General features: G+C 52.2%; 17 protein-coding genes and 1 riboswitch. Of the genes, 9 read left to right on the top strand and 8 right to left on the bottom strand.

Annotated features, from left to right (window positions below; genetic code table 11):
* Positions 1-12: 12 nt before the first annotated feature.
* On the top strand, positions 13-915 hold the full coding sequence (gene rbsK / locus GIW82_RS13085; protein ID WP_154750390.1) for a ribokinase: 903 nt from the start codon (positions 13-15) through the stop codon (positions 913-915).
* 201 nt (positions 916-1116) lie between these two features.
* Entirely contained in the window at positions 1117-2619 is a 1503-nt protein-coding gene (locus GIW82_RS13090) for a phytoene desaturase family protein (RefSeq protein ID WP_154750391.1), read from the top strand.
* Between the two features lie 56 nt (positions 2620-2675).
* On the opposite strand, the gene GIW82_RS13095 is transcribed toward GIW82_RS13090, so the two are convergent.
* Positions 2676-3752, bottom strand: coding sequence for a CdaR family transcriptional regulator (locus GIW82_RS13095; protein ID WP_154750392.1), 1077 nt, complete (start codon positions 3750-3752; stop codon positions 2676-2678).
* Positions 3753-3885: 133 nt separating this feature from the next.
* Between GIW82_RS13095 and GIW82_RS13100 the strand changes: the two genes are divergently transcribed.
* The 3 genes from GIW82_RS13100 (at position 3886) to GIW82_RS13110 (ending at position 6206) form a co-directional block, all read left to right on the top strand.
* On the top strand, positions 3886-5055 hold the full coding sequence (locus GIW82_RS13100; RefSeq protein WP_370456237.1) for a glycerate kinase: 1170 nt from the start codon (positions 3886-3888) through the stop codon (positions 5053-5055).
* Positions 5052-5492, top strand: coding sequence for a DUF4181 domain-containing protein (locus GIW82_RS13105; protein WP_154750393.1), 441 nt, complete (start codon positions 5052-5054; stop codon positions 5490-5492). Before GIW82_RS13100 ends, GIW82_RS13105 begins: the two co-directional genes overlap by 4 nt.
* A 120-nt stretch (positions 5493-5612) precedes the next feature.
* On the top strand, positions 5613-6206 hold the full coding sequence (locus GIW82_RS13110) for a hypothetical protein (RefSeq protein ID WP_154750394.1): 594 nt from the start codon (positions 5613-5615) through the stop codon (positions 6204-6206).
* 135 nt (positions 6207-6341) lie between these two features.
* Here GIW82_RS13110 and GIW82_RS13115 read toward each other — a convergent pair whose 3' ends face one another.
* From GIW82_RS13115 to GIW82_RS13125, 3 genes are all read right to left on the bottom strand, one after another.
* The gene (locus GIW82_RS13115) at positions 6342-7523 is read right to left on the bottom strand and encodes an iron-containing alcohol dehydrogenase (RefSeq protein WP_154750395.1); all 1182 of its coding nucleotides are present in this window, start codon (positions 7521-7523) and stop codon (positions 6342-6344) included.
* 14 nt (positions 7524-7537) lie between these two features.
* On the bottom strand, positions 7538-8386 hold the full coding sequence (gene ahlS / locus GIW82_RS13120) for an AhlS family quorum-quenching N-acyl homoserine lactonase (RefSeq protein ID WP_154750396.1): 849 nt from the start codon (positions 8384-8386) through the stop codon (positions 7538-7540).
* Positions 8387-8509: 123 nt separating this feature from the next.
* Positions 8510-9703, bottom strand: a complete 1194-nt coding sequence (locus GIW82_RS13125) for an MFS transporter (protein ID WP_154750397.1) — start codon at positions 9701-9703, stop codon at positions 8510-8512.
* A 77-nt stretch (positions 9704-9780) separates the two neighbouring features.
* A riboswitch (purine riboswitch) is annotated at positions 9781-9880 on the bottom strand.
* Positions 9881-10116: 236 nt separating this feature from the next.
* Here GIW82_RS13125 and GIW82_RS13130 point away from each other — a divergent pair.
* A complete protein-coding gene (locus GIW82_RS13130; RefSeq protein ID WP_230309394.1) occupies positions 10117-13881 on the top strand; it encodes an AAA domain-containing protein in 3765 nt (1254 codons plus the stop codon).
* A 1-nt stretch (position 13882) separates the two neighbouring features.
* Complete coding sequence (locus tag GIW82_RS13135) at positions 13883-14620, top strand: hypothetical protein (protein ID WP_154750399.1); 738 nt, start codon at positions 13883-13885, stop codon at positions 14618-14620.
* Between the two features lie 71 nt (positions 14621-14691).
* Here GIW82_RS13135 and GIW82_RS13140 read toward each other — a convergent pair whose 3' ends face one another.
* Positions 14692-15591, bottom strand: a complete 900-nt coding sequence (locus GIW82_RS13140) for a glycine betaine ABC transporter substrate-binding protein (protein WP_154750400.1) — start codon at positions 15589-15591, stop codon at positions 14692-14694.
* 471 nt (positions 15592-16062) lie between these two features.
* Between GIW82_RS13140 and GIW82_RS13145 the strand changes: the two genes are divergently transcribed.
* Positions 16063-16908: a class I SAM-dependent methyltransferase gene (locus tag GIW82_RS13145; protein WP_154750401.1), complete on the top strand. Its 846-nt coding sequence runs from the start codon at positions 16063-16065 to the stop codon at positions 16906-16908.
* A gap of 49 nt (positions 16909-16957) precedes the next feature.
* On the opposite strand, the gene GIW82_RS13150 is transcribed toward GIW82_RS13145, so the two are convergent.
* On the bottom strand, positions 16958-17422 hold the full coding sequence (locus GIW82_RS13150) for a DinB family protein (protein ID WP_195914056.1): 465 nt from the start codon (positions 17420-17422) through the stop codon (positions 16958-16960).
* Positions 17423-17727: 305 nt separating this feature from the next.
* Between GIW82_RS13150 and ltaS the strand changes: the two genes are divergently transcribed.
* Positions 17728-19713 (top strand): lipoteichoic acid synthase, encoded by a 1986-nt coding sequence (gene ltaS, locus GIW82_RS13155; protein WP_154750403.1) that lies wholly within the window; start codon positions 17728-17730, stop codon positions 19711-19713.
* Between the two features lie 45 nt (positions 19714-19758).
* On the opposite strand, the gene GIW82_RS13160 is transcribed toward ltaS, so the two are convergent.
* Positions 19759-19896 carry a hypothetical protein gene (locus GIW82_RS13160; RefSeq protein ID WP_154750404.1) on the bottom strand — a complete coding sequence of 46 codons (138 nt, stop codon included), beginning with the start codon at positions 19894-19896 and terminating at the stop codon, positions 19759-19761.
* Positions 19862-20410 (bottom strand): sugar O-acetyltransferase, encoded by a 549-nt coding sequence (locus GIW82_RS13165; RefSeq protein WP_154750405.1) that lies wholly within the window; start codon positions 20408-20410, stop codon positions 19862-19864. Before GIW82_RS13165 ends, GIW82_RS13160 begins: the two co-directional genes overlap by 35 nt.
* Positions 20411-20480 lie beyond the last annotated feature (70 nt).

Below are 20480 nucleotides of genomic sequence, written 5' to 3' on the forward strand. Positions count from 1 at the left end.
GGGGTTAATGAAATGGACATAGCAGTCATTGGTTCGAATATGGTCGATTTGATCACGTACATGGAACGCATGCCTGAAGAAGGAGAAACACTGGAAGCACCGGAGTTCGAGATGGGCTGCGGCGGGAAAGGCGCGAACCAGGCGATCGCAGCTGGCCGCCTCGGTTCCGACGTCTTGATGGTCACGAAAGTCGGCAACGATCTGTTCGGCCAGAATACGATCGAGAACTTCAAGAACAACGGCATCCGCACCGAAGCGGTCGAAGTCGGGACGAGAACGAGCGGTGTTGCACCGATTTTCGTCGACCCGCATGCGAAGAACCGCATCCTCATCATCCAAGGTGCGAACAACGAATTGCGTCCGGAATCGCTTGAGCAGCACCGCCCGGCAATCAAGGAAGTGAAATTGATTATCCTGCAATTGGAAATTCCGCTCGAGACGGTCTACGCAGCGATCGACATGGGTGTGGAGATGGGGATTCCGGTCCTTTTGAATCCAGCGCCGGCGAACCCGGAACTTGATATCGAATACGTCAAGAAGTGCACGTACTTTGCACCGAACGAATCAGAGCTTGGCATTTTGACAGGACTGCCGGTTTCGAGCTTGGCAGAAATCAAGGCGGCAGCTGCCACTTTGGTCGACAAAGGCGTCAACAACATGATCGTGACGATGGGGGACAAAGGCGTCCTATGGATGGACGGACAGAACGAACTCGTCATTGAAGGAAAGAAAGTCGATGCCATCGATACGACAGGCGCTGGCGATTCCTTCATCGGCTGCTTCGCACACTATTTGACGAAAGGCGAGAGCATCGAGTATTCATTAGGAAAAGCGAACCTCTATGCGGCGCAGGCTGTCCAGAAACGCGGCACGCAGTCGTCCTATCCGACAAAACAAGAATTCACGGCATATTGAACAACGCATTGGAAGCCATCATTACTGGGGACAGTTCCCGGGGAATGATGGCTTTTCTGTTGGCTGAACTTATATGTTTATTATACGAGGCGGGTTTCCACAACTGGAAGCAAGGGAATAGGAACGGTGATGGCGATGAAGTGAACGAGCCGTTTGGAACGTTCCGGAACAGAAAATACTTTCAAGAAGGACGGTACATATATGACCAATCCAACTAAATCCGTACTTGTAATCGGAGGAGGACTCGGCGGCTTATCCGCTGCGATTTCCCTTGCACAAAAAGGGTACAAAGTTTCTTTGTACGAGAGGAACGAACATCTTGGCGGGAAACTGAACCGCCTTGAGCAGGATGGTTTCGGCTTCGACCTTGGCCCGTCCATTTTGACGATGCCGCATATTTTCGAGAAGCTGTTCGAGGGAAGCGGCAAGCGCATGATCGATTACGTGCCGATGCAGCGGCTGAACCGGGAGTGGCGCGCGTTTTTCCCGGATGGCATTGCACTTGACCTGTTTCATGATCTTGATGTGATGGAAGCGGCCAACCCTGCGCTTTCAAAGAAAGACATCAAAGAGTATTACGCATTCTTGAAATATGCGAAACGGCTTTATGAGATGACGGAGAAAGGATACCTCGAGCGCGGTTTCGATACAGCACAGGAAGCGGTAGCCTATCACGGTGCGCTCGCCTCGTTGAGGGGGTTCGATCTGCCCCATGATCTGCACAGCTCGATTTCCAAACGCATCAGTAATCCCCACTTGCGGGATATGCTTTCCTATTTCATCAAATACGTCGGATCTTCGCCGTACGAAGCACCGGCGGTTTTGAATATGATGGCTTATATGCAGCATGCGCAAGGCTGCTGGTATGTGCCGGGCGGTATGCATAAGTTGGCGGAAGGATTGGTCCGCTTGGCGCAGGAGGCAGGGGTGGACCTCCATACCGGCATGGGAGTGAGGTGTGTGCAGACCGACCGGAAACGCGGGATCACGGGCGTCGAACTTGATGACGGCTCGGTGAAAAAAGCCGATTATTACGTGTCGAACATGGAAGTGATTCCGTTTTACAAAAAGATGGTCGATGCGAAGCCGAAATATGTGGAAAAGCTCGAGAAGAAATTCGAGCCGGCGAGTTCCGGCCTGGTCTTGCATCTCGGCGTCAAAAAAACGTATCCGTTCCTGAATCATCATAACTTCTTCTTTTCGGAGAATTTAAAGGAGCAGATGGAAAAAGTATTCATCAAGCACGAATTGCCGGATGATCCGACAATCTACCTCGTCAACACGAACAAAACGGACCCGGCGCAAGCGCCACCGGGCCACGAAAACTTGAAAATCCTGCCGCATATCCCGTACATCCAGGACCATCCGTTCACACCGGAAGACTATGCGAACTTCGAGGAGCGTGTACTGGAGAAGCTCGAGCGGATGGGACTCGCCGGATTGCGGGACAATATCGTCACGCGCGATGTTTGGACGCCGCATGACATCGAACGGATATACGGCTCAGACCGAGGGGCTATTTACGGCACGGTTTCCGACAAGAACAGCAACGGCGGCTTCAAGCATAAAAAAGAAAGCGAACTGTACGATAACCTGTACTTCGTCGGCGGCACCGTCAACCCGGGTGGCGGCATGCCGATGGTGACGTTGAGCGGCCAACAGGTGAGCGAGAAGATTGTGGAACGCGATGCGAAAAGAAACTGATTCGATCGAAGAAATGAGCCAGCCCCTGCATGGATCCATGCGGGGCTGGCTCATTTTCACTTCTGGATTAACAGCGCCAAATGGAGGGAGACGGCATCTTGGAAGTGTGCGGGATCGAGACCGGTCACTTCCTTGATTTTCTTCAGCCGGTAGCTGAGCGTGTGGCGATGGATCGCAAGGGCATCGGCGGCTTCCGCATTGTTCCGGTTGCATGCAAAGTACGCGGTCAGCGTCTCGCAGAGAGGGGTGTTCAGCTTTCCGATGACGCGGTCGGTGAAACGGTCGAGCTCGGTTTGCGGATTGCATTTCAGGAGGGCGAGCAGTTCCACATCCTCGTAGCGGATCAATTGCTGGCCGGGCATTCCGAAGGCGAGTGCGTTTTTGGCGGCCAAATAAGAATCCCGGACATCGAAAATCGTGTCGACAGCTGTCCCCATGCCAATCCGGACGAAATTCGTTTTCTTGAACAGCTGGATGACGCCTTGCAGCTTCGTCTCGAGCTTCACAGGTCCGTCGTTCGTCAGCAACAGGAAAATTTCGTTCAGCTGGGAATGGCCGACAGCGATGACTTGTCCGTGGAACCTTGTTTCGAGCTGTTCGATGATCCGTTGCGATAAGAGCGGCGGTTTTTCCAGCTCAATCAAGACGGTGACATAGGACGTTTTCTTGTCGAGGCCGATCTGCAAAATCCGTTCACGTACCGCGGCGGATAGCGGCTGGCCGCTCGTCAGTTCTTCGAAGATCAATTCGTCGCGTTTCCGGTTCCACTCGATGCTGGAAGTGATGAGCGACTGGTGGATCATCATCTCGGTCGTCAGCTGGACGAGTTCCGAGATTTCCTTCAGCTCATCCGGGTCCCCCGTCACGCCGATCACTCCGACAAGTTCGCCTTGGAAGCGGACCGGCAAGTTGACACCCGGCTTCACACCGCGCAAAGTGGCTGCGTCTGTTTCCGTCAACCAGACGGTGGTGCCGCTCTTGACGGCTTCTGCAGCTCCTTCATGGATGGAGTCGATGCGTTCTTTGTGGCCGGAAGCGAGGATCATGCCATTCGTATCCATAACATTCAAGTTCCGGTTCAGGCGGATCATCGTTTGTTCGACGATTTCTTCTGCCAATTGTTTTGTAATCATACAAACTCCTTCTTGTACAAGTATTCTGAATATTTAAGGAGGCAATATATACATTCAGTATAATGTATCTTCTTGCATGATTCATTATAATTTTGTGTAAGCGTTTAACCGATTGTTGGGAGGTTTGTCAAAAGTGAAGATTATGGCAGCACCAGATTCATTCAAAGGCACGTTGTCCGCGTTAGAGGCGGCACGTGCGATGGCAGAAGGCGTCCAATGCGCGGATCGTGAAGCGGAAGTGATTCTTCTGCCCGCAGCAGACGGCGGGGAAGGTACGATGAGCAGCATGGTCAGTGCGACCGGCGGCACATTTGCCACGCACGTCGTGGAAGATCCGCTCGGCCGGAAAGTACATGCACGTTACGGTGTGCTTGGCGATGGCAAGACGTGCATCGTTGAAATTGCGGAAGCATCAGGCTTGCCTCTCCTGAAGAAGCGAGAGCGTTCTCCGCTCACGGCCTCTTCTTACGGGACGGGGGAATTGATCCGCCATGCACTCGATGCCGGGCTCCGGACATTCATCATCGGTCTCGGCGGCAGCGCGACGAATGACGCGGGGGCGGGCATGGTGGAAGCACTCGGCATGAAATTGCTGGATCAGAATGGTGAACCGTTGCCGCGTGGTGGCAGAGCACTCGGAGATCTTGCCACGCTCGATGTGACGGCATTCGATCCGCGCATCAAAGAAAGTACATTCTTGATTGCTAGTGATGTAGAGAACCCGCTTGTCGGCGAACAAGGCGCATCCGCTATCTTCGGACCGCAAAAAGGTGCATCAAAAGAAATGGTCGCATATCTCGATGCCAATTTAGCGAACTTCGCGAACGTTGTCGAACAGCACAACGGCATCGCTCTTCATACGAAGCGTGGCGCGGGTGCGGCAGGTGGGGCAGGAGGTGTGCTTCAGGCGTTTTTCAACGGACAGATGCGGCGAGGCATCGATGTGGTGCTTGAAGCCATTTCGTTTGCGGAACACCTTGAGACGGCTGATGTCGTGTTGACCGGAGAAGGCAAGACGGATAGCCAAACCCTATCCGGCAAAACGCCATTTGGCATCGCAGAAGCGGCGGAGGAAAAAGGAAAGCCGGTCTTGCTTGTATCGGGTATGGTCGACGCGAGTAGTCTACACTTGCTTGCGCCTCATTTTACGGAAATCCATTCGGTCGTCGGGGAGACGGTCTCGAAAGCGCAGGCGATCGAGCACGCGTATGAAGAGTTGAAGAAGAAAACTGAAGCAGTCATCAAAGCATATTTTAAAAAAATAGAAGGGGAGATAAGAAGTTCGGGGGACTGTGCGGAATGATTGAAAACTTATTCCCGATGGTTAGTTCTGTTCGGCTCGTGGTGTTCCTTCTCGCATCGGCTATTGCCGTGTTTATTTTCAACTGGCTGATGAGAAAAGTGATGGAGGTGGAACGGAAGCCAATCTTTTCTTATAACCATCTGAATGAATTTCACAAAAAGGCAGATTGGACCATTCGTTGGATTACGGTTGGCGGCTATATTTTTCTTCTCATTTTTGCATTTGACAGCTTCATTTTCGGGATGTTTCTGTTAGGGATGGTTTCCGTTTCGGCACAGGAGATTTTACGGATGATAATGGAGAGGAAATACGCAGAAAACCCGAAAGATTATCTCTATACGTTCATCACACTGGTTACTACATTCGTAATCGTCTTCAGCATTGCCCAGCTGTTGTTTCCGGATCTGTTCCAGGAGATGCTCACGAATTCATTTTGATGCATCAGAAGGACCCGTCAATTAATGGCGGGTTTTTTTTCTTACGGCTTGCGACTTTCTGAAACGCGACACGTCTACTAGTGAAAGTGGATCGAAGAAAGTAGGGGTCGGATGAAAAGGATGGCTTTGTTAGTGGTCGCACTGCTCCTGATGGGTGGATGCGGGGCAATCGGGATGCCCGGGGCGCAAGTGGAGATCGATTGGGTGGATTTTGTGCATCTCAATGACGAGCAATATACAGCGATGGGTTCCGAAGTGATCGCCGGACCGGAATGGATCGGAGCGGAGCTCGGGGAAGTGGCGTTCAACGTGTCGGACAATGTGAAGGATTCAAGCTACCGGACGAAAAATGGTGATGCGGCATTTCGGGATGTCGGGACACCGATTTTCGAAGTGATTGATTCACCGGGCTTCGTTGCGGTTCAAGATGCAGCGGAAGTGCATGGCTACAGGATTTACCGGGCAGAAGCTGCACGGGATGCGCAGCCAGTTCGTTATCGGGACATGGATTTTGCGGATGTGGTGAAAGTGGAGTTCCATGAAGGATATACACAGCCATCACTCCGGAATACATTGACGGAGCCGGAAGAAATTGATCAGCTGCTGGCGTTTTTGGATGACAGCCAGGTGGATTCGACATTCTCGCCGGCAGGACAGGAACAATTTTACACGATGGTGTTTTATAGGGATGCACCGCTCGCACAATCGATCTAGTTGATGTATGACGGCACGACGTGGTTCTGGTATCCATGGGATTTGAATGTCATCGATACGGAGATTGGGAAGTTGGTCGGGGAATGAAGAATGGAGAAAGCGGAGATGCCGATTGGGGGCATCTCCGCTTCATTTTTACTCCGGCTCCACCGTTTTCCCGTCAAACGCGGACTGATAGATTTTCCGGATATCATCTCCCGAAAGCGGAAGAGGGCTTCTTGCAAGAATCCGTTTTTGTTTGACAGCATCTTCCGTCAAACTGTCGAGCGCAGAAACAGGAACATCGAAGCCGCCTAATGTATCCGGGATGCCGACATCCTGGACGATGCGTTTCAGTTCATCGACACAACGATAGGAAGCTTCTTCATCCGACAGGAAGGCGGAGTTGCTGCCGAGCGCATCAAGAATATCGGCCATGCGCGTCTCGCAGCTCTTGCGGATATAGCTCATGACATACGGCAGGAGTACCGCGTTCGAGTCGCCGTGTGCGATATGGAACTGACCACCGAGTGGGTAGGCAAGCGCATGAACACCCGCGACGCCGGCATTGAAGAATGCCAATCCCGCAAGAAAACTGCCATGGCTCATGTCGGTGCGGGCTTGCTTGTCCTCACCATAAGCTACAGCTGTTCGGAGCGAACGAGCGATCAACCGGATGGCTTGCAGTGCTAGACCGTCCGTTACAGCCGTCGCATTGACGGAAATATACGCTTCGACTGCGTGCGTCAATGCATCGATGCCGGTCGCTGCGGTCACTTTCCCAGGAACCGATACCGTCAGCGCCGGATCGACGATGGCGAGGTCAGCGAGCAGGAAGTCATGCGTCACGACATCTTTCGTCGTTTCGAGTGATAGTACTGCGATGTTCGTCACTTCCGAACCGGTGCCGGACGTCGTCGGAATGAGGATGAGCGGCAGCCCTTTCCGCTCGATGCTTTTCGTGCCGGTCAAATTCAAATAATCCGCGACTTTTCCTTCATGGGTCGCCATGACTGCGGCGAGCTTCGCCAAGTCGAGTGCGCTGCCGCCACCGATGCCGACGACCATGTCGAAATTGCCGGAGCGGGTGAAGTCGGTCAAATGTTCACCGGTCGCAAGCGGGGGTTCCGGAACGACTTCGGTATACAAAGTCACGTCATAGCCCGCTTCACGGAGCGGATCTGCCGCTTGATTGGTAAGACCGATCTTTGCAAGCAGAGGATCTGTAACAATCAAGATTTTCTTCGGGCTATGCCGGCCGACTTCCGGGACGAGCTGTTCGAGTGCGCCCCAGCCGGTGTAGCTGAGCGGAGCGAGCACCAATTTCGCAAAACTCATGTCAGTTCCCCCTGTTATTCATAGTAGCCTTCGGTCGATTTGCGGAACGTCTTGAATTGATCCGCGTCGTGACCGAACCAGACATCCGAATTTGTTTCCTTGGCAAGGCGGCGGATTTTCTCGACGGCGTAATTGTAGCCGACGGAATCGTAAAGAATGCCAGGCGGCTTGACAGGTGGTCCGAAACTTTCTGCTGTATAGATGGCGTCCGATGCGAGAATAATGCCGCCAGTTTCTGGCATATTGATCTGCAGGCCAAGCATGCCCCACGCATGGCCGCTGCCGAAATTGAGCAGCTTGATGCCTTCTGCGAGGTGCAGACCATCTTCCGTCCGTTTCACGGTTTTCCACTGCAGATTATTTTTGATCCAAGCGTCGATGTCTCCCCAAATGTACGCGCCTTCTTTTTCATTGCGCGCATACGTCTGCAAGGCGCCGTTCAATTCATCTTCGTGGACGATGATCGTCGCATTGGTGAAGAGCTCGAGACAGCCTGCGTGGTCGAGATGCAGGTGGGAAGCGACCACGTACTTGATGTCCTCAGGCCGTGTGTTCAGCTCCTCCAGCCGGTGATGCAAATAACATTCTTCCGGCATGTCGATCGGGAACAGGGTCTGCGTCACTTGCCCCCAGCGGCCGTTCGGTCCCATGGCTTCCGGATTGCAGGCGGTGTCGAACAGGATCTTGCCCTCCGGGTGGTCGATCAGAACGGTGTAGACGGGGAAGGTGACCATCTCGGTCTGGGCATTCGGATTGTGGATCGATGCCGGGTTGTGCATGGCAATCATGTAGTTTTTATCCATGGTGAGAGTGCCATTGTCCATGACATACAGCTTCGGGTTCGCTTTGATGATACCAGTCATTCAAATTCCTCCTCTCATAGTTGAGAAAATAGTATCATAATTTTCAGTTTATTGATAGTTGAATTTTCAAATGAATTAAAAAACCCCACTTCCGGGAAAATGGAAGCGGGGGTAGTGAAGGCATTAAGCTCGTTCGTCTGTCATTTCTTTTTTCGTGGATCCGGTCTTTCTGGAGACGGCAGGACGCGTCAAGGAGAAGATTGCGCATAAAAGCGCGACAACTGCGACAATACCACCGACCCATGTAGTGCTCGTGACAGATCCCGTTTCGGTCAGGACGAGGCCTCCGATTGCCGATCCGAGCGCGATGCCGACTTGCAAAGCAGAGTTGTTGAAGCTTTGCTGGATGTCGGACGTGGCCGGGTCGGTTTCAATCAAGTAGCTTTGCTGTGGCGGGGCAAGTGCCCAGCTCAGAGCGCCCCAGATGACCATGACCGGCAGGAAGAGGAACAGCGAGAACGTCGTGAGCGGCAAGACGAACAGAATCAAGGCAAAAGAGGCGATGACGATCAAGATGCTCTTCTTCGAGCCGATCGCGTCGGACAGGATCCCGCCGAATGCGCCGCCGCTGACTGCTGCGATGCCGAAAATCAAATAGCAAATACTGACCCAATAAGCGTTCAGGCCGAGCACGGATTCAAGGAACGGCGTGAAGTAGGCGTAGACGGTATAATGCGCAGCGAGCATGAACAATGTCGCAAGGTGCGCACTGCCGATCTTCGCACTGGCGACCGCTCGCAGCTGCTGGGACAACGGAACTGCCCGTCCGCCTTGGATCGGCTGGATGAACAGGGCGATCAAAATCATTGAACCGATCGAGAGCGCGGCGATGGCAAGGAAGATAAAGCGCCAGCCGAACAAGTCGGAAATGATGATCCCGATCGGCACACCGAGCACGAGGGAAGAACTGACCCCCATGAAGATCAGACCGATCGCCTTCGCACGATAAGGCGGTTCGACGATCTTCGCTGCGATTGTCAGCGACAAGATGATGATGAGCGCCGTGCTGCCGGCTGTGACGACACGTGCTGCCATCATCCAGGCGAAGTTCGGGCTGAAGTAAGTGACGATGTTTCCAACGAAGAAAATCGATAGGGAAATGAGATACAGTTTCTTCCGTTCGACTTTTGCGGTCATGACGAGCAGGACCGGTCCGGCCACTGCAAAGACAAGGGCGAAGACGGTAATCAATTGCCCGGCTGCACTCAGCGTGACATCGAATTCGTCGGCGATGGCCGGCAAGATGCCGCCGACGATCAATTCGACCAGTCCGACCGCGACGGTGGCCAAGGCGAGAATATAAACTTTCAAATTCATGTAACATCACTGATCCTTTCCAATTGTGAGAGATGGCGATTTTTTTCAGAAAACAGAAAAAAATCCTGATTACAGAAAACGAGCGGTTCGTTTGCTGTAATCAGGATTTTATGGTTCCTGGTAGAGACCCTCATGCCGTATTCTTGAGGTTATACAGAAGATATTCGGTTCGTTTCCTTCTAAAATACTACTATAGGATTGGGGCTTTTGCAAGAGAGGGAATCGAAAGGAGAACTTGGGAGCTGCGAAGAATAACGCCTCCGAACCGGACGAAGAAAAAGTTCTGCTGGATAGATGATAAAGTCCTCCCGAAAATGATATGATTGAACGATGGGCAAGAATGGAAAACGGATGAGATATCCGGATTTTTCAGTTTTGAAGAAGAACAGGTGAATCAAACGATGGCAAAATCAATGACTACAATATATGAAACTTCATTGCGTCTGACGAAGACCGCCGAGGAGAAGATGCGCGGATTCGGCGTCAGCGAGCAGGCACTGTTTGCAGGGGACCGGCCATTTGCAGCATTGATCGAGCGGTATCCGTCAGAGACGGGCGAACCGCTGTCGGTGGCGCTTCTTTTTGGCGCGGACGAAACGGCGCGGCTTACGAAAAAAGAACTTGGAGGGTCGCTTGTCCTGCATGGCGTCTTCACGGATGATCAATTGCTGGCGACGAATGTGACGCAGCGAAAAGCGGGGCAGGCACGGACAAATTGGCAGCAGGAAGGCGCATTCCTGTTCAGCAGAGGGCGCAGGACCGCTGCGCGTGAATTCTTGAAAATGGTCGAACGCATGACGCCGGCGAAAGAACGCTCGGACTATGTGAAGAAGCGGATCACCGGCTGGGAAGGCTACTTGAAAATCCAGGAGCGCGGCATGGACATTCCGGATATGCGCAGCAGCTATTCGAAGCTTGCGTTCAATCATGACTTCAGCCGCATCACTGTTTCCGGCTGCCAATTGAAGAGTGACGAATGGAAGCAGCTGAGAGGCTTGAGCGTGAAATTGGACGGCATCGACGGAGATGTCGGAACCGTGCTGAAAGCGCAGGCGAAGGCGCGTACCGTCGAAGTGGAGCTGCAGCCGTATGCAATCGAGCAGCTCCGGAAGAAAGCATCAGCGCTTCAAAGCCGCCACATCGTGTTCAGTAACTTCGCAGCGCTCAGCCAGATCCGGAGGTTGCGCCGCGGCTTTCAAGACTTGGAAAAAGGCTTCGCCACCAATCCGGACTTGGACCGCATTCTGTTCGAGGAAAAGCCGCCGGTCAAGCCGCTCAAAGCGTTCGAGAAGCTGCATTTCCAGAACCGGCTAAACGAATTCCAGCAACAAGCAGTCGCCGGGGCGATCGCAGCTGAGGACCTGTATGTCATCCAAGGACCTCCCGGAACCGGGAAGACGACGGTCATCTCGGAAATCTGTTTGCAGAACGCGAAAAAAGGCTTGAAGACGCTCGTCGCGTCGCAATCGAACCTTGCCGTCGACAATGCTCTCGGCCGGCTGCTGGCGAATAAAGACGTCCGGATTTTGCGCGTCGGCCGCACGGAAAGTATCGAAGAGGACGGTAAACGCTTTATCGAAGAAAACGTCGGGCAGTACTGGAAAGACCATACGCTGAAAGAAGTTTCCGAGCAGTACGAAGCGCGGAAAGGCCGCAGCGCACAAGTCGCAATCGACCTTGAAGAAACAGAACAGGCATACGAGCGCCTTTTGCCGGTTCACGAGCAGTGGAAACTTGCAGTAGAAGAAAAGAAACAAGCCCAGCAGCAAACCGAGAACATCCTACGTGCACTTGAAGAACTTCGGACTACGGTGAAAGCGGAAAGTGCGAAGAAACAAGAGACCGAGACGAACAAGCAGAAGCTTGTTTTACAAATAGAAGAACTTGAGCGGAAAGCTGCGGAATACGAGTCGATTCTCTCGGGTGGCAAAGACGTGGCCGGGTTCGAAGCGAAAGAACAGCACATTCGCGAACACATCAGAGAGCTGGAGCGGATGATCGCCGCGAAGGCGTTATTGGTCCAAATCGATGCGAAACAACGGCAAGTGGAGGAATTCCGGAGCGGCTTCAACCGCGCATCGTCGACCGACGGACAGCTTGAGCAACCCTCTCGTGCGCTCAGTGCCATTCGTAAAATGGATGAGCTGGAACGGTTCATGGCAGAACACCGCATCGAGGACGGAATTTCAGTGACGTATCTTGTCAATAAGATGGAAATGTCAAGGCAGCGTGTTGTGGAGTGGAAAAAGCTGAGCAAATTCAACGAGCAATTAGCTGCGGCAATCACCTACGTGGAAGCACGTGCGAGACTGCATCCAAGTCAGCTGGAAGAAGCGAAACGGCGTGCAGTACAAGGGACGGAATCGTTCACAGGGGCTGAAATCGAGGGATTCCTCGAAACGCTGCGGGGCGTGCTGAAAGGTCCGCAACGCAGTGATATGCGTATTTTGCAGACTGCGCTCGGCGAGCTTTACAAACGCCAGCAAAGCTTGTGGAGACGCGGAGCGAAGCTTGAGACACCGGAATATTACGCTGCAGAGGCGAAAAAGATCTTTCAGAAACTAAAAGAAGCAGTGGAAGAGCAATTGATGGAGCGCATGCAGAAGGATGCAACGCTTGTGGAGAAATGGAAGGCGGATATGACAGCCGCTGAACAAACCTTGTCAACGCTCGAACAGAAATACCGTTATTTGACGGACGGAATGATACAAGTACCGGATCCGGAAAGCGCGGTGCGTGAGCAGCAGGATGCACTTACAAATCTTGAAAAAGAACGGCAGCTGCACGGCCAGGCGCAAGGACTGCTGGAAGAAAATCAGGCAGAACAGAAAACGAAAACGGCACAGCTGAACGAAACGGATGTCCTGCTCGCCGAACTGAACACAAATATTGAACAGGCACAAGAAAAAATCGCCGACCATGAAGAAGAAGCGGCATCGCTCGGAGCGATTCTCGCATCACAGCCGGAAGTGGAATTCGAGGCGGTAACGAAACAATTGGCGAGCAAGGCATTCGACCGTGAATCGTTGCGCCGGGAACAGAAGAACTTGCCGCTGCTGCAGTCCGTCCAGAAGAAATGGCTCGAGTTGCTGAAGGAAGCGGACAGTCATGACTTGGACGAAATCCGCAAGCTGTACATCCGTCATGCCAACGTCATCGGCACGACCTGCGTCGCTTCGGCAAGAAAGGATTTTGCGGAAAACTATCCGAGTTTTGATGTCGTCATCATCGATGAAGTGTCGAAAGCGACACCGCCGGAACTGCTCTTGCCGATGCTGAAAGGCAAGAAGATCATTCTCGTCGGAGACCACCACCAGCTGCCGCCGCTTCTCGGCAACGATACGCTGGAAGAAACGCTGGAAGAGATGATCAACGAAGACAGCACATTCGAAGGCAAGAAGGAGCTCGAGCAATTGCTTGCCGAATCGTTATTCGAACGACTCTACAAAAACTTGCCGGCTTCGAACAAAACGATGCTCGCCATCCAGTACCGGATGCACGCGGACATCATGGAGACGATTGCACCGTTTTACGCGAAGGAGCAGGACCGTCTGCAATGCGGCATTGCAGATTCGGATGCGGAGCGGGATCACGGACTTGAATCTTCGACCGTCAACCGCAGTAACCACTTGATGTGGATTGACCTGCCGAATGAGCCTTCCTTCTTTGAAGAGCGGATGAGTGGCGGGAAGAGTTTGTTCAACGCTTCTGAGCTGAACGAAATCCGGACGCTTTTAGTGGAGCTGAACGAAGCTGCAGCAGCCGCTAAAAAGGCGGGACAGATGCCTCCCGATGGCAGGAAAAGCATCGGCGTCATCAGCTTTTACGGAGAACAGGTCAAGCGCATCCAGCGTATGATCGACCAAGAGTTGCGATTGCCGCACTTGCTTCTCCGGACAGGGACGGTCGACCGTTTCCAGGGAAGTGAAATGGATGTCATCCTCCTCAGCATGGTGCGCAACAACCGCAACGAGTACGGGGATATCGGGTTCGCGAAGGATTACCGCCGGCTGAATGTCGCACTGTCGCGGGCAAAGGAACTGCTTGTCTTGATCGGCAGCACAGACATGTTCACGAAACGGGCAAAGCAGCCTGCAGTCAGGAACATGTACAAGCACGTGCTTGACGTAGTCGCGGCAAAAGACGGACTGAAGCAAGTACAAGGAGCGGAGAATTGAGATGGATGCACTATTGAAGAAGCTGCACACGGAACTGCTCGTGCGTCCCGGCATATCGATCGTCGGAGAGAAAGCGTGGAGCTTGCCGCTCGTTTCCTACGACGTCACATTCAGCCAGGTCAAACGGCTGAAGATGGATATCTTGATGAAGATGATGCTCGCAGCGTTCAAAGAAACAGAAATCCGCCGGGCCGTGACGCTTGCAGATATGCTGCTTGTCGAGGAGTTGTTTATCCGCGACTTGATCGAAAAGATGAAGCGCGCACGACTGATCCGCTTCGAGCCGAAGGGGTATGAGCTGACCGATAAAGGCCACGCCCATTTGGAACAAGGGATTTTTGAAGAGGAGATGGACGGCGGGGAAGCACTTGTTTTCCACAGCCCGGCTCATCAAAACTTTCTGTTGGAAATCGGAGAGGTGGAAGCACCGGGAAGTTTGCCGATTTACCGTTATGCCGAAGAGCCAATGGTCGATACGGGTGCCATCAAAGGGTTGCTTAGCGCAGAGCGTTCTGAAGAGACGGAAGGCGGCTTCCGCATCATCGTGACGGGCATTACTGGCTGTGAGAAGAGGGAAGAGCATAGGATCGCGTGTGCGGAATTCCAGCTGTACGACCGGGACCAGGATATTTTCTATGCCCGCGTCTGGAATACGGGCAGCGGTTCGTGGGATGAAGTACTCAGCAAGGGGATCGAGGAGCGTGAAGTTGTTGCTTGGCGCGAGGCGATGAAGAAGTAATGCAGAAGAAAAGAACTGTTACGGGAGTGGAACCCACTCCTGTAACAGTTCTTTTTGTTTCATCTATTTCTTTATTCTTTCGGCTCCAAGTCTTCAATGGAATCGATCTCCATGTAGCTAGGAACTGCCAGGCCGTTCTTCGCGCCTTGCAAGTTGCTGCCTAGGTCGTCCAGGTTGTCTTTATGGTTTTCATAGAGCGCGCCGTGTGCAATCGGCAACCACGGGGCGATCGAGGCATCTGCTCCGTCATTGACGAGCGCCTCGAACATGACGGCCGGGTCGACATCCGTCACCGTGACGCTATATCCTTGGCTCTCCAAAACGATTTTGATGACGTTCGAAGAAGCACGTTCCGAATCCCAAGGAGTGGAAACGAGTGCAATCGAAGTGCCGCCGCCTTGCTCAGCACCTTCTGTCCACTGATCCACAGTGTCTTGATTCTCTTCAATCCAGTTTTGCGCTGCTTCTTCGAAGGAAATGTCCTGTGCTTCATGCATCACGGACTCCATGTCTTCAACTTCCCATGCGAATGCATCAAGGATTTGATAGGCACCAGGCATGTCTTCTTCAAGGCCGAGACGCGCGATTGTGTGGATGCCTTCTTCGCCTCCGAATGAACCTTCAGGATCTTCCAAGAACTTGATGTCGAATTCCGCGAACTTCCAGTGCGGGCTCCAGCCGCTTACGACGATCGGCTCTTCATTGTCGATGGCTTGGCGCAATTCCGTGACCATGCCGGCAGTGGAACTTTCATGAAGCTCCCAACCTTCCAAGTTCTCGTAATCCTCCAATGCGTCGTGCGTAAGTCCAGTCAACCCTGCTCCAGGTTCGATCCCTGTGATCGTGTACTCGAGCGCTTCGCTGATCGAGCTGTTGCTTTGCCCAGACGCCTCTTCGTCACCTCCGCAGCCTGCCAGTAATAATGAAGCGGATAGTGCGACTGTCGTGCCAACTACTTTCAACTTAACCAATTCGACTTCCTCCTTATGAAATGAAAAACGGTTGTTCGTTTTGATCGATCAATCCGGTGATGCAGAAAGAAATGCTCGCTCATGAACAAAAAATATTTCGGGTGGTGCTGCCATATGCAGCTGCGCACAGCATTTCGGCTGTATGTTGGAGCTTGGTAACCGTGTAAATGCCGGTGATTAAAACAAAGTAGGGGATTGTATGCGGATTAATCAGTAGCGATAGCTGAGGCAGTCGTGCATGCATATAGGTTTGTTCTATGGATTCGGGTGAAACGAAATGCCCAGCAAGATTCCTGTCTGCAGTCCATTCACCATCGAGTGAAAAATCACAACCATTACCAACCGTAACACTTCTAAGGAATGAATCCAACCGATAGGTCCGATGATTTCCTGAAAAGTGAATAAAGGAAATCAGTTCCTCTTTGCCGAAAGGGTAGAGCCAGGGAATGCCAGTGGAAAAGAGGCAAAAGCATGACACAGCAAACAATCAATGAAATTGTCGCCTGCATGGCCATTGCAGGCGATCACAAAGACGTACAAATGATCCAGACGAGCCACCGCCTGAAGCTGGCTGAATTTTGGGGCATCAACGAAGGTGACCGCGTGCTGGAAATCGGTTGCGGACAAGGGGATACGACCGCGGTGCTGGCACATCTCGTCGGAAAAAGCGGGCAGGTGCACGGCATCGATAGCGCACCGGAGACGTATGGTATGCCGATCACACTCGGCGACGCCATCGCGACATTGCAGCGATCGCCCCTCGGAGAACGCATCCACGTCGACTTCGAAACGGATGTCTCATCTGAGGAAATCACTTTCGCGGACAGGCAGTTCGATGTCGTCGTGTTGTCCCACAGCTCGTGGTATATGCGGTCAGCCGATGAACTGCGCGCCATTTTAGTAAAACTGCGGAAGTGGGGCAAGCGGCTCTGTTTCGCTGAATGGGACGTGCGCATCCAGACAATCGAACAATACCCGCATTTGTTGGCGGTGCTGATCCAGGCACAGTATGAAGTGTTCAAGGAGAAGAGCGAAGCGAATGTCCGGACGCTGTTCACGCCGGCCGAGCTTCAGCAACTGATCACAGAAGCCGGCTGGACGATTACGGCGGAGCGGTCGATCGATTCACCGGACTTGCAAGATGGTGATTGGGAAGTACAACAGCTTCTTGCCGACTTCGAGACGGAAACGGAAGCGCTCGAGACGATGCCAGATAAGCTAAAGAAATTGCTCGAAGCAGAGATGAATTTATTGAAGCATGCGGCTGCGACGACACCGATTAGCCCGCTCGCAGCATTTGCGCTCACAGCGGAATAAGAAACGAGCCATCCCTGCAGAGCGGATCTGCAGGGATGGCTCGTTTTTCTTATGAATTTTTGATTGCAGCTTTCCGGATGTCCTTCATGCTCGTCAAGTGCATCGCATCATGGGCAAACATGAACAACACGACTTCGCCGAGCGTCGTCATTTTCATGAATGGCTGCGGGAGCAGCGTATCCAGCTTTCCTTCGATTTGTGTGCGGAGCTGATCCGGCTGTTCGATGACGAACTTCTTCAGCTCGTCCAGTGACGGAACATCATCGCCCCAGTTCTTCGGAGAAGTGCCTGTCGCGAAAAGATCCGGGTAAGAGGCCGGCAGTTGTGACGGGATCCCGAGTGCGTTCGTGACCACGCCGTCAACAGAGACGAGTATGTGTCCTGCATTCCAACGGACCGAGTTGTTGTAAGGGGCCGGGATCATGTCAGCTTGTTCCTCCGTTACACGGTCGAGTATATCGTGAATCCAGCTGCGCCATACTTTCCACTGGCTATAAATGATTTCTTCGTTCATCTTCATCCCTCCAATTAATAGTTATCTTCTCTATACTACCGCAAAAATAAACTTTCGAAAGAAATTGTGAATAATTCTGTAAATAATGAACAATCCATCTTCCGGAAAAGCACGATAAAAAAGGACGCAACGTTGCACGAATGCTGGAAACAATGAAACTTTCGGCTGTCTTTATCGTCTATATTTTAGTACACTAATAGACGTCGTTCTTTTAAACAAAATAATAAAAATTGGATAATTCAGGCACTAGACATCTGCAAGAAGCCATTCAGACAATTATTCACTATGAGAAGGTGCAATTCAACATGGAAAAAAACGATTCGATAAAGAAGAAACCACGCAATAAATTCATCCCGCTCCTTGCGCTGGCTGTCGTGATGCTGTGGTTAAAAACATACTACATCCAAAAAACACAGTTCAAATTGGACGTCGAAGGATCGCTTCAGGAATTCCTGCTGTTCATCAATCCGCTCGGCTCCGCAATCTTGATTTTGAGTATTTCACTGCTGTTCAAGAAAAAACGGAAGTATTACGCATTGCTCGCGATTTACTTCGCAGCAAGCTTCATGACTTATGCAAATGCAGTGTACTACCGCTTCTTCAGTGATTTCATCACACTTCCGACACTGTTCCAGACGCAGAACTTCGGCGATCTTGGCGGCAGTGTGCTGACATTGATCCAACCGACGGACTTCCTGTTCTTTGCGGACGTCTTACTGATCGGAGTGATCGTCTTCTCAAAACGTTTCGAGAAGAGTACGCACACATTCAAGAAACGCGCAGTCGTCCCGGTCATGACTGCAGCACTGGCCATTTCGTTCTTCAACTTGGCGCTTGCGGAAGGCGATCGCTCGGACTTGCTGACACGTGGATTCGACCGTACGTACATCGTCAAATATCTCGGCTTGTACAACTATGCTGTGTATGACGCGGTGGAAACTGTGAAATCTTCTTCACAGCGCGTACTGGCGGACAGCGACAGCGTAACGGAAATCTTGAACTATACGAAGTCCAACTACGCGAGCCCGAATGAACAATATTTCGGAGCTGCTGAAGGAATGAACGTCATTTATCTGCATTTGGAATCGATCCAGACGTTCTTGATGGACTACGAACTGAACGGGGAAGAAGTGACGCCGTTCCTGAACTCGTTGACGCGTGATCCGGAAACGTTGTACTTCGACCGTTTCTACCACCAGACAGCGCAAGGGAAGACGTCTGATGCGGAATTCATGCTGGAGAACTCACTGTTCGGTTTGCCGAAAGGCTCTGCTTTCATCACGAAAGGGCAGAATACTTACCAAGCAGCACCAGCGATTTTGAAAGATAAAGGCTATACATCAGCCGTGTTCCACGGAAACAACGCGACATTCTGGAACCGCTCGGAAATTTATAAAGCATTCGGTTACGATTATTTCTTCGACATCGATTCGTACAAAGCCGATTCACCGAATGACATGGCGGAATATGGCGTCATGGACAAGCCGTTCCTCGAGCAGTCGGAAGTATTGCTTGAATCATTGCCGGAACCGTTCTATACGAAATTCATTACTGTCACACACCATTTCCCTTACAAGATCGCTCCCGAATTGACGACGATCGACAAGGCGACAACGGGTGACGCGAGTGTCGATAACTACTTCCAGACAGCCCGCTATGCGGACGAAGCGATCGAGCAATTCTTCACGTACTTGGAAGAGTCCGGTCTTGCGGACAACACGATGGTCGTCATGTACGGAGACCATTACGGCATCTCGGACAATCACAACCGCGCGATGAGCGAGTTGCTTGGCAAAGAGATTACGCCAGTAGAGAATACGAAGCTGCAGCGTGTGCCGCTCTTCATCCACGCACCTGGCCTTAAAGGCGGCGTAGACCACACGTACGGCGCACAAATCGATCTGCTGCCGACTGTGCTGCACTTGCTCGGGGAAGATACACAGAAATACGTCCAATTTGGAACGGATCTGTTATCTCCTGAACATGAGGAGTTGGTTGTCCTGCGGAACGGTGAAATTGCGAGTCCGGAAGTGTATTCCATCGGTGACGTATTTTACGATCCGGAAACAGGTGAGCCGATCGATGACAGCAAGCTTGAACTAGCAGAGAAGCTGAAAGAGATCGGGAACTACGAACTGGAACTGTCGGACCAAGTAGTGAACGGAGACCTTCTCCGCTTCTACACACCGACTGGATTCGAGGAAGTGGATCCATCCGATTACAATTACCAAATCAAGCCGCCGCTCCCAGTCTATGAGGCTGAGACGGATGCACCGGTAACAGCGAAATAAACGATTAGGCCCTGTAAGCTGAACTTCCAGCTTGCAGGGCCTTTTTTAAAGTATGGAATATTTTCGGATGACCGGACAAGTCGGGTCGCTCGTCCATTCGTTCATGGAACCGTCGTAGATCGCGACGTTGTGCTGGCCGAGCTCGTCTTCACCTGATGACTCTTGCTGGATTGCCGCCGACAACCGCGCCTGCAGGAACGTCTTTTACGACGATGGCACCGGAAGCGATAACGGCATTGTCACCGATCGTCACGCCAGGATTGATGACTGCGCGTCCGCCGATCCAGACATCCGAGCCGATTGTCACGGGCTTCCCGAGTTCGAGCCCGGAATTACGCTGTGCGGCTTCAATTGGGTGCGTGGCGGTGTATATATGAACACCTGGGCCGATCATGCAGTCGTTGCCGATCCGGATCTCGCACACATCGAGGAAGATGCAGTCGAAGTTGGCAAAGAAGTTTTCTCCGACATGGATGTTGAAGCCGTAATCGCAGCGGAAGGTCGGCTCGACGTGAAGTGATTCTCCTGTGGAGCCGAACAATTTTTTTAGCAGAAGTTTGCGTTCCAGTCCACTCGTTTCCGTTGTCTCATTGAACAGGCGGCTTAGTCGGTGCGCATTGGCCCGTTTTCGTTGGAGTGCGTTGTCTTGCGGGTCATACAGTTCGCCTGTTTGCATCTTTTCTTTCTCGCTCTTCATCATTGACCATTCCTTTCGTCGATTGGTTGTTTCGATGAATAGGTGCTGCTTCGAATCAGTTGAGCTCAAG

This window comes from Planomicrobium sp. YIM 101495 (assembly GCF_009707665.1).
Taxonomy (GTDB): Bacteria; Bacillota; Bacilli; order Bacillales_A; family Planococcaceae; genus Planococcus.